This is a genomic window from Micromonospora sp. ALFpr18c, assembly GCF_008868155.1.
Classification (GTDB): domain Bacteria; phylum Actinomycetota; class Actinomycetes; order Mycobacteriales; family Micromonosporaceae; genus Micromonospora.
Window position 1 is genome coordinate 1 of sequence record NZ_WBKR01000243.1, and the last position, 8,571, is coordinate 8,571.

An 8,571-nucleotide genomic window follows, 5' to 3' on the forward strand; every position below is an offset into this window, starting at 1 on the left:
TTAGCGTGCGGCAATCGGGCGAATCCTCCGGTCAACCTCATGATCACCGAGGCTGGCGCAGCAAGATCGCGCTCAATCGTGGAAACAGTGGGGTCCTGGCGTGGGGAGGCCACTCCATCAAGGATCGAGCGCGATCTTGGCGCAGGGGCGCAGGGGCGCAGGGGCGCAGGGGCGCGCGGGTCGTCGGGCGGGGTTAGGGGCCTAGGTCGATCACCGAGAAGAGGGCGCCCTGGGGGTCGCGTAGGGCGGCGAAGCGGCCGGACGGGATGTCGCGGGGCGGGACCAGGATCGTGCCGCCCAGTTCGGCGGCACGGGCTGCGGCGGCGTCCGCGTCGGCCACGGCGAAGTACACCGTCCAGTACGCCGGCAGGTCGGCCGGGAAGTCCTCGGCCAGTGGACGCATCATTCCGGCGACGATCCGCGCCCCGAGCCGCCACCCGGTGTACGTCGTTCCGGCGACCGACTGGTCGTCCGGCTGCCAGCCGAACACCAGCTCGTAGAAGACCTTCGCACCCTCGGGGTCGGGGGTGACCAGTTCGTTCCAGCTCATCGCGCCCGGTACGCCGATCGCTTCGGCGCCGGCCATGGTCAGTGGCTGCCAGACGCTGAAGGTGGCGCCGGCGGGGTCGGCGAAGACCGCCATCCAGCCTCGGTCGAACACCTCGAACGGCGGCACCACCACCTGTCCGCCGGCCCGTTCGACCCGGCCGGCGACCAGTTCGGCGTCGTCGGTGGCGATGTACGTCGACCAGATCGGCACCTGGTCCGGGATCGCCGGTGGTCCCGCCCCGGCGACCGCCCTGCCGTCGAGCTGGAAGACCGTGTAGCCGCCCGCCTCGGGTTCCGGCATCACCCGGCCGGTCCAGCCGAACAGTTCGGGGTAGAAGCGCCGCGCGGCGGTCAGGTCCGGGGTGGCCAGGTCGGCCCAGCAGGGCGTGCCCGGCGGGACGGTGCTCACGGTCAAGACCCCTCTCGGCGGGCGGCCACGGCGGCCCCCCTGCCCGGAATCCTGGCACCGTCCCGCGTCCGTACGGGGCGGAAACGGACGAATCGTCAGCTGAACCGGCGACCCTCGTCCCGCCGGTACGCCCAGCCGGCGAGCGACGCGAGCAGCACCACCCAGACGCCGAGCATGATCAGGGCCAGCGGCTCGACGCGGTAGTCGCCGACCGCCGACCACATCAGTTCGGCCGCGCCCCGGGTGGGCAGGAACGGTGCGATCGTCTCGATGAACCCGGGTGCCTCACCGGGTGCGGAGAGCAGCCCGCCGCCGAACGCGAGCGGCAGGAAGACGACCTGCGCCACGACGATCGCGGCCTTGCTCGGCAGCGAGTAGCCGATGGCGAGCCCCATCAGCGTGAACGGCACCGAGATGACGGCCACCGTGACGGCGGTCAGCAGGAATGCCGCCGGGGTGATCCGGGCCGCGGTGAGCGTCGCGCCGATGACCACGACCGGGATCAGCGAGAGGTACGTCAGCGCCAGTCCGGCCAGCACCCGGCCCGCGAAGCGGGGTGCCGGGCCGGCCGGCAGGGTCCGGGTGTACGGGTTCCACGGCTGGTCGCGGTCCTCGGCGACGCCGACGCCGTACTGGAAGATGTTGGCGCTCATCACCGAGAAGGTGACCATCGACGCGGTGGCGAAGGTCGCGCCGACCGGATCCTCACCGGCGAACGGCACCACAAAGAAGATCATGGCGGCGGCCGGGAAGAAGGCGCTGCCGAACACGGCCACCGGGATCCGGATGATCTCCAGGAGCTGGTAGCGGGCGTGGACCAGGGCGAGCTGCACGGGGGTCGCCTCCTCAGACGGTGGTGGGTCGGCCGCCGGCGGCGGCGGTGGCGGGTTGACCGTCGGTGGCGGGCTGGCCCTCGCCGGTGATCGCGAGGAACGCCTCCTCCAGCGATGTCGGGCGGACCTCCAGGTCGGTGAACGTGGTCCCGGTGGTGACCAGCGCCCGGACCAGCTCGTCGGCGTCGGTGGTGAGCAGGTGCAGCCGACCGTCGATCCGCTCGGTGCGGACCACGCCGGGCAGGTCGGGCAGCTCGTCCGCGACGAGACTCACCCGGCGTACGCCGACGATGCCGCGTACCGCGTCGACGGTGTCGTCGGCGAGCACCCGGCCCTGCCCGATCACCACCACCCGGTGGGCCAGCGCCTCCACCTCCTCCAGGTAGTGGCTGCTGAGCAGGACGGTGCCGCCGTCGTCGTGGAACGCGCGGATCGCGTCCCACAGGGTGTGCCGGGCGGCCACGTCCAGGCCGGTGGTCGGTTCGTCGAGCAGCACCAGCCGGGGTCGGCCGACGAACGCCAGGGCCACGGCCAGCCGGCGGCGCTGCCCACCGGAGAGCCCACCGGTCTGCCGCCGGGCCAGGTCGCCGAGGCCGAAACGGTCGAGGAGTTCGCCCCGGGGCACCGGGTCGGGGTAGTGCGCGGAGACGAAGTCGACGACCTCGCCGACGCGCAGCGTGCCCGGCAGGCCGGTCTCCTGCGGGGTGACGCCGATCTGTCGCCGCGACGCCGGGTCCCGGGGGTCGCCCCCGAACAGCTCGACCCGGCCTGAGCTGGGGCGGCGCAGCCCGACCAGCAGGTTCATCAGGGTGCTCTTGCCGGCGCCGTTCGGGCCGAGCAGGCCGACCAGCTCACCGGCCCGGACTTCCAGGTCGACGCGGTCCAGGGCGAGGACGTCGCCGTACCGGCGGCTGGCCTGGTCGGCTCGGGCGAGGGTCATGACTGCTCCTTCGACGGGGTGGGGTCGAGCAGAGTGCGGATGGCTTCGGTGTACTCCTCGAACGCCAGCCGGCCCCGCCGGCTGAGCCGGATCAGCGTGGTCGGGGTACGTCCACGGTGGGTCTTGCTGACCTCCACGTACCCGGCGTCCTCGAGCTTGCGCAGGTGCACGGAAAGGTTGCCGGCGGTCATCCCCAGCAGCTCCTGTAGGCGGGGGAAGGTGATCCGGTCCCCGTCGCCGAGTGCGGAGAGGTTGGCCACGACGCGCAGCCGGGCCTGGGCGTGGATGACCGGGTCGAGGTCGGTCATCGGGCCCGCCGTCGACGCAGGTGGGCGAGCGTGCCGGCGACGAGGATGCCGCCGCCGCCGGCCACCGCGATCACCAGCGAGTGCCAGCCCGGCCCGGCGAACGTGCCGACCACGTTGATCACGCTGATCCACACGCCCAGCCGGAAGAGGTCTCGGTCCAGCCAGATCGCACCGCCGGCCATGTGCAGCGCGCCGGTCAGCCCGACGGCGGTCGCCGACCAGAGCAGTGCCGCCTGGTCGTGGGGCAGGTGCTCGCTGATCCGGCCGAGCCCCGCGTACACGCTCACCGAGCCCAGGGCCCAGGCGCAGCCGTACCAGCGCCCGCGCCGGGCCGAGTCGCCGGTCACCTGGCCGTACGCCCGCGCGCCGGCCACCGCCTGGATCGCCGCGGCGCACAGCAGCAGGACGAAGAGGACGGTCAGCGGCAGCCAGTCGGGCAGCCGGACGAGCACCCGACCGTCGGGGGAGAAGCGCAGGAAGAACAGCCCGAAGCCGATCAGCCACGCGACGCCCCACGGCCAGTAGAGCACCCGGGAGTCCGGCTCGAGCCGGCGTACCGTCTCTGATCGCTGGTCTTCGATCAACCGGAGCGCGGCCGCGGCGTCGGCCGGCGGCAGGTCGTCGTCGGGGCTCATGCAAACTACTTTAAAACACAAAGTCAACGTCGTGTGCCCCGTGTTCCGCAGGGGGGTCACCGACGGCGGCACGCAGTGCCTATGGTGGGTGGCTGTAGCGGCTGACCCGTCGCACAGGACACAGGGGAGGGTCCGTGTCGAGCCCGAACAGAGAACTGGACGTCCAGCCAGAGGCCCTGATGGCGTTCGCCGCGGCGTCCACCGACCGGGCGGCCCGTTTTCGCGAGCTGCACCGCTCGTTCGGCGACGGTCACGTGCCCCGGCACGCCTTCGGGGTGATGCCCGCGTCCTTCAGCCTCGCCGCGACGTACGCCGAGCAGTTCGAGGCGTGCCTGCAGGGGCTGGCCGACGGCGCCGAGGTGATGGCGGACATCGCCGAGGGGCTCCGTGACACCGCCGGGGCGTACACGGGCACCGACGTGGCCAACACCGACATGTTCGTACCGGGCCGCCCGGCCGCCCCCGATGTCATCGCGCCGGGCCCCTGGTCGCCCGGCACCGCTGGCACGACCGGGCCGGTGCCGGCATGAGCACCGAGGCGTTGCAGCGCAACAAGACCTATTTCGAGCAGATCGTCTCGGGCACCCCCGATCCGTTCAAGCCGCTGTCCAACGCGGTGCTCTGGCCCTTCGAGCAGCTCCTTGAACTGGTCGCGGGCGAGCCGGATGACCTGATGCGCGCGGCGCAACTCTGCCTGGACACCGGCGCGGCGGTCCGCGAGATCGCCGGCGAGCAGATCCAGGACCGGGCCCGGCTGCGCGGCTACTGGACGGGCGACGCCGCCGAGAGCTTCCACGCCTCGATGGCCTCGGTGGAGGAGGCCATCGAGGAACTGGCCAAGGGATTGGATGGCACCAAGGAGGTGCTGGTCGATGCGGCCAACGCGGCCGTCGACGCGTTCAACCTGCTGGTCGAGCTGATCCTCGAGTTCCTGCTCTGGTTCCTCACCGAGGTGATCATCGCGGCGGTGGCGGCGGCGCTCAGCGCCGGCATCTCGCTCGCGGCGACGGTCGTCCGGGTGCTGGCCAAGCTTGCCACCACCGTTGGCCGGATGGTCAAGATCGTGGCGCGCTTCGCGGAGATCCTGACCAAGCTGGCCACCAAGATGCAGAAGGTCGCCGAGTTGCTGATGAGGTACCGCCGGGCGGTGCTGGAGATCCGCAAGGCGAAGAAGGCGTACCGGGCGTGGAACAAGTCCGGCTGGACCGCCGAGGCGAGGGCCTTCCAGATCGAGAAGTTCAAGACCCTCTTCCCGGGCAAGTTCCTGATCAACCAGGCGTCCCCGGTGAACATCCCCGGCCTCGGAGGTTCCCTCCTGGACACCGGGGTGGGGCTGCACGACGTCTCCGACGGCACCAAGGACCGCAACTATCTGGTGGACGGCACCTACCGCGAGGATCTGGGCCCCTACACCAAGGGCGTGCAGAATGTCTTCGACTCAATCCTGACCTGAGGGGACCGACATGACCTTTCCCGGTCTGGACCGCATCGAGGCGCTGGCCCGCAACCTGGACGGTTGGCAGCGTGAGCTGGCCGGCAAGATGGCCGAGCTGGAGGACAGCAGCGCCGAGGGTGTGAGCGACTCCGGCCTGGTCCGGGTCACCGCGTCGGCGGACGGCACGATCGTCTCGACCGACGTCAACGCCCGGGCCATGCGGTTCGACTCGTACACGCTGGCCGAGGAGTTCACCTCCGCCGCCAAGCGCGCCCAGGAGGCGGCCGCCGCCCGCGTACGCGAACTGGTGGGCGAGGTCATGGCCGACGCGCCTGGCGCGAGTCAGCCCCACCAGGATCGGTACTGAGCCGATGGCGGACCTCAGCTACCCGGAACGGCTCACCCACCTCGTCGAGCCGGATGAGCAGGTGCTCGCCGTAGCGAAGACGGGGATCGCCCAGGGCGTCCTGCCGCCCGACCCGCCCCAACCAGCGGACCCGCAGCGGCCGGACGCACCCGGCGCTGGCGGCGTCGTGGCCGGGGTGCTGCTCAACCTGATCTCGCCGCTGGTCTCCTTCGCGGCGGGAGACCGGCTCGTCGACCGCATCACCTACGGGGTGGCCGGTCGCGGCGCACCCGGCTCGGCGGCGTCCACACTGCAGCACTCCCGCCGGCCGGTGCCGCCTGCGACCACGATCGAGGACACCATCCTCGCCGTCACCGACCAGCGGTTCCTCGTCTGCGCGTCCGGGCCGGTCAAGCTCTGGTCGAGCTGGGCCGACGACGAGCGCGCAGCGGCCGAGACGAGGATCGTCTGGTCGGCTCCCCGCACGGCGGTCGCCGACGCCCGGGTGGGCTGGCACCGGCTCAACCCGAAGCGGCTCCGGGTCGAGTTCACCGACGGGTCGTGGCTGGCCTTCACTGTGCCGATCGCCGAGTCCGGCAAGCCGCTGCGCGAGATCGCCGCCGCCCTGACCAGCCGCTGAGCCGCGTCACTCGGCGGCTTCGGCCAGGAGCGGCGGGGGCAGCGGTTCGCTGTGCAGCACCGACAGCCGCGACACGGCTCGGGTGAGCACCACGTACAGCCGGTGCAGCCCGCGCGGTTCGGCCGCGACGATCGCGGCCGGCTCGACCACCACCACGTGGTCGTACTCCAGGCCCTTGACCAGCGTCGCGGGCACCAGGGTGACGCGCTCCGCGGCCGTCACGTCGTCGGCGGTCGCGGTTGCGACACCGGCGGCGGCCAGTGCCGCGCGCAGCCCGTCGACCGCGTCGTCCGCGGCGATCACACCGACCGAGCCGTCGTGCGCGAGCGCCGCGTGCACCTCGGCCACCGTCGCCGAGGTCAGGTCGGTCACCGTACGCACGTCCAGGCCACCGTCACGGCGCAGCGACTCGGCCGGGGGTACGTCCACAGCGAGCGCCGGCAGCAGCAGGTTCGCGAACGCGACCACCGCCGCGGGCACCCGGAAGCCGACCGTCAACGGGACCACCACGGCGTCCGGCTTGCCCAGGTGGGCCAGGGACTCCCGCCAGTCCGTCGCCGCCCACGGCGCGGTGCCCTGCGCCAGGTCACCGAGCAGGGTGACCGAACCGTGCTCGCTGCGCCGGCCGATGGCGCGGCACTGCATCGGGGAGAGGTCCTGCGCCTCGTCCACCACCACGTGCCCGAACCCGGAGGGCCGTTCCAGCAGCCCGGCCGCCTCGTCGACCAGCACGGCGTCGGCGGCGGTCCAACGGGTCGCCTTCGCGGTGCGGGCCGGTTTCGCCCAGACCAGCAGCGCCTGCTCGGTGTCGCGGAGCAGGCCGTCCGCCGCCGCGGCGAGACGGGCCGGGTCGGACAGCAGGCCGTACACCAGCCCTTCGGGGGTGAGCGCCGGCCAGACCGCGTCCAGGAATTCGACCACCGGTCGGCACCGGCCCATCCGGCGCAGCCAGGCGTCGCTCGGCGACTCGGCACGCCGCGCCTCGGCCTGCCGTTGCAGCAGGCTCACCACGCGCGCCCGGACCCGCTCCCGGCCGGTGCCGTACGGCAGTCCCTCCCGTCGGGTCTCCTCCACGATCCGGTGCAGCGGCTCCAACCCGATCCGCCACCGGAACGACCCGTCGGACACCGTGATCGACTCGGTCGGCGTGCCGATCTGCGCCTGCACCGCGCGGTGCAGCACGCGCGCCATCCGCGCGTCGTGCTTCAGGGCGGCCACCGCCGGCGCCTCGACCGCCCGGACCGGCACCCGGGAGATCAACTCCTCCACTGTGGCCTGCTCGACCTCGACCTCGCCCAAGGCCGGCAGCACCGCCGCGATGTACGACAGGAACGCTCGGTTCGGCCCCACGATCAGCACGCCGGCCCGCCGTAGCCGCTCGCGGTGCAGGTAGAGCAGGTATGCGGCCCGGTGCAGACCGACCGCCGTCTTCCCGGTGCCCGGGGCGCCCTGCACGCAGATCGAGTCGGCCAGGTCTGCCCGGACCAGCTCGTCCTGCTCCGGCTGGATCGTGGCGACGATGTCGCGCATCGGCCCGACACGTGGCCGCTCGATCTCGGCGGTGAGGATCCGGCTGGTCGTGCCCAACTCCTCGCCACGATCCAGCCGCTCATCCTCGAAGCTGGTCAGCACCCCGTTGCTGAACCCGAACCGCCGCCGGACCGTCACCCCCTGCGGATCCCGCGCACTGGCCCGGTAGAACGACCGGGAGACCGGCGCCCGCCAGTCCAGCACCAACGGCTCACCATGCTCATCGGTGACGTGCCGCCGTCCCACGTGATAGCGGTGCCCGTCATGATCGCTGGTGCTGGTGCTGGTGCTGGTGCTGGTGCTGGTGCTGGTGCTGGTGGCTTCGTGGGTCGTGGTCGCGCTGGCCGCGTCCCGGCCGGCTGCTTCCGTGCGGCTTGCCTCCGCGGAGGCTGCTTTCGTGCGGCCTGCCTCCGCGAGGGCTGCTTCCTCGGGGTGCGGGGTTCCGGCGAAGTCGAGGCGGCCGAAGAACAGGGGCGTGGTCGGGTCATCGGCGAGTTCGGCCACCCGGCGGGCCAGCGTGCGGCCGAGGGTCTCCGCGGCGTACGCGTCGCCGGCGACCTGATCACCGGTCGAGAAGAGCGCTTCGGCCCGTTCCCGCATCCGCCGCAGCGCCGCCCGCGACGTGTCCAGGTGTGCGCGCTCGGCGGTCAGATCCGCGTCGAGGCGGGTGCCGTCGGCTGTGGTGCCGTCGGGCTTGGTGTCGTCTGGGTGGGTGTCGAGGTCAAGTGTGGGCATGCTGACGTCCCATCGTTCACACCTGCTGCGCGCTCGCGTGTCCGGGGGCGGATTGGCCGGCCGCCCGGCGCGGGGACGTCCGTTCCGGTGCAGCTCACCTCGGCCGTCAAGCGGGCTGCAACACTACGCCCTCCCCGCCACCCCTTCCACCGAGTTATCACCGCAACCACCCGCGCGTGAGGGCGTGGCGCACCCGGAACACTGTTCTCTT

General features: G+C 72.3%; 10 protein-coding genes. 4 read left to right on the forward strand and 6 right to left on the reverse strand.

Going from position 1 to position 8,571, the window contains the following annotated elements; translation table 11 throughout:
- Window positions 1-193 precede the first annotated feature (193 nt).
- From F8271_RS28080 to F8271_RS28100, 5 genes are all read right to left on the reverse strand, one after another.
- Window positions 194-958 carry a VOC family protein gene (locus F8271_RS28080; protein ID WP_151492859.1) on the reverse strand — a complete coding sequence of 255 codons (765 nt, stop codon included), beginning with the start codon at window positions 956-958 and terminating at the stop codon, window positions 194-196.
- A 95-nt stretch (window positions 959-1,053) separates the two neighbouring features.
- Complete coding sequence (locus F8271_RS28085; RefSeq protein WP_151492860.1) at window positions 1,054-1,791, reverse strand: ABC transporter permease; 738 nt, start codon at window positions 1,789-1,791, stop codon at window positions 1,054-1,056.
- Window positions 1,792-1,804: 13 nt separating this feature from the next.
- Window positions 1,805-2,731 carry an ABC transporter ATP-binding protein gene (locus tag F8271_RS28090; protein ID WP_151492861.1) on the reverse strand — a complete coding sequence of 309 codons (927 nt, stop codon included), beginning with the start codon at window positions 2,729-2,731 and terminating at the stop codon, window positions 1,805-1,807.
- The gene (locus F8271_RS28095) at window positions 2,728-3,039 is read right to left on the reverse strand and encodes a transcriptional regulator (RefSeq protein WP_151492862.1); all 312 of its coding nucleotides are present in this window, start codon (window positions 3,037-3,039) and stop codon (window positions 2,728-2,730) included. The genes F8271_RS28090 and F8271_RS28095 overlap by 4 nt, the downstream gene beginning before the upstream one ends.
- A complete protein-coding gene (locus tag F8271_RS28100) occupies window positions 3,036-3,674 on the reverse strand; it encodes a transporter (RefSeq protein ID WP_151492863.1) in 639 nt (212 codons plus the stop codon). Before F8271_RS28100 ends, F8271_RS28095 begins: the two co-directional genes overlap by 4 nt.
- A 134-nt stretch (window positions 3,675-3,808) precedes the next feature.
- Here F8271_RS28100 and F8271_RS28105 point away from each other — a divergent pair, with 134 nt between their 5' ends.
- The 4 genes from F8271_RS28105 to F8271_RS28120 are packed head-to-tail and all read left to right on the forward strand — an operon-like array spanning window position 3,809 to window position 6,095.
- The gene (locus tag F8271_RS28105) at window positions 3,809-4,204 is read left to right on the forward strand and encodes a type VII secretion target (protein WP_151492864.1); all 396 of its coding nucleotides are present in this window, start codon (window positions 3,809-3,811) and stop codon (window positions 4,202-4,204) included.
- Window positions 4,201-5,127, forward strand: a complete 927-nt coding sequence (locus F8271_RS28110) for a WXG100 family type VII secretion target (protein ID WP_151492865.1) — start codon at window positions 4,201-4,203, stop codon at window positions 5,125-5,127. Before F8271_RS28105 ends, F8271_RS28110 begins: the two co-directional genes overlap by 4 nt.
- 10 nt (window positions 5,128-5,137) lie before the next feature.
- Window positions 5,138-5,476, forward strand: coding sequence for a YbaB/EbfC family nucleoid-associated protein (locus F8271_RS28115; RefSeq protein WP_151492866.1), 339 nt, complete (start codon window positions 5,138-5,140; stop codon window positions 5,474-5,476).
- Window positions 5,477-5,480: 4 nt separating this feature from the next.
- Window positions 5,481-6,095 (forward strand): hypothetical protein, encoded by a 615-nt coding sequence (locus F8271_RS28120; protein WP_151492867.1) that lies wholly within the window; start codon window positions 5,481-5,483, stop codon window positions 6,093-6,095.
- A 6-nt stretch (window positions 6,096-6,101) separates the two neighbouring features.
- Here F8271_RS28120 and F8271_RS28125 read toward each other — a convergent pair whose 3' ends face one another.
- A complete protein-coding gene (locus tag F8271_RS28125; RefSeq protein WP_225854824.1) occupies window positions 6,102-8,360 on the reverse strand; it encodes an AAA family ATPase in 2,259 nt (752 codons plus the stop codon).
- Between the last annotated feature and the right edge of the window lie 211 nt (window positions 8,361-8,571).

What these genes read in the sequence shown, in the direction of transcription:
- F8271_RS28090 (WP_151492861.1), bottom strand. Translation starts at nt 2,731, where the DNA reads ATGACCCTCGCCCGAGCCGACCAGGCCAGCCGCCGGTACGGCGACGTC.
- F8271_RS28095 (WP_151492862.1), bottom strand. Translation starts at nt 3,039, where the DNA reads ATGACCGACCTCGACCCGGTCATCCACGCCCAGGCCCGGCTGCGCGTC.
- F8271_RS28100 (WP_151492863.1), bottom strand. Translation starts at nt 3,674, where the DNA reads ATGAGCCCCGACGACGACCTGCCGCCGGCCGACGCCGCGGCCGCGCTC.
- F8271_RS28110 (WP_151492865.1), top strand. Translation starts at nt 4,201, where the DNA reads ATGAGCACCGAGGCGTTGCAGCGCAACAAGACCTATTTCGAGCAGATC.
- F8271_RS28115 (WP_151492866.1), top strand. Translation starts at nt 5,138, where the DNA reads ATGACCTTTCCCGGTCTGGACCGCATCGAGGCGCTGGCCCGCAACCTG.
- F8271_RS28120 (WP_151492867.1), top strand. Translation starts at nt 5,481, where the DNA reads ATGGCGGACCTCAGCTACCCGGAACGGCTCACCCACCTCGTCGAGCCG.
- F8271_RS28125 (WP_225854824.1), bottom strand. Translation starts at nt 8,360, where the DNA reads ATGCCCACACTTGACCTCGACACCCACCCAGACGACACCAAGCCCGAC.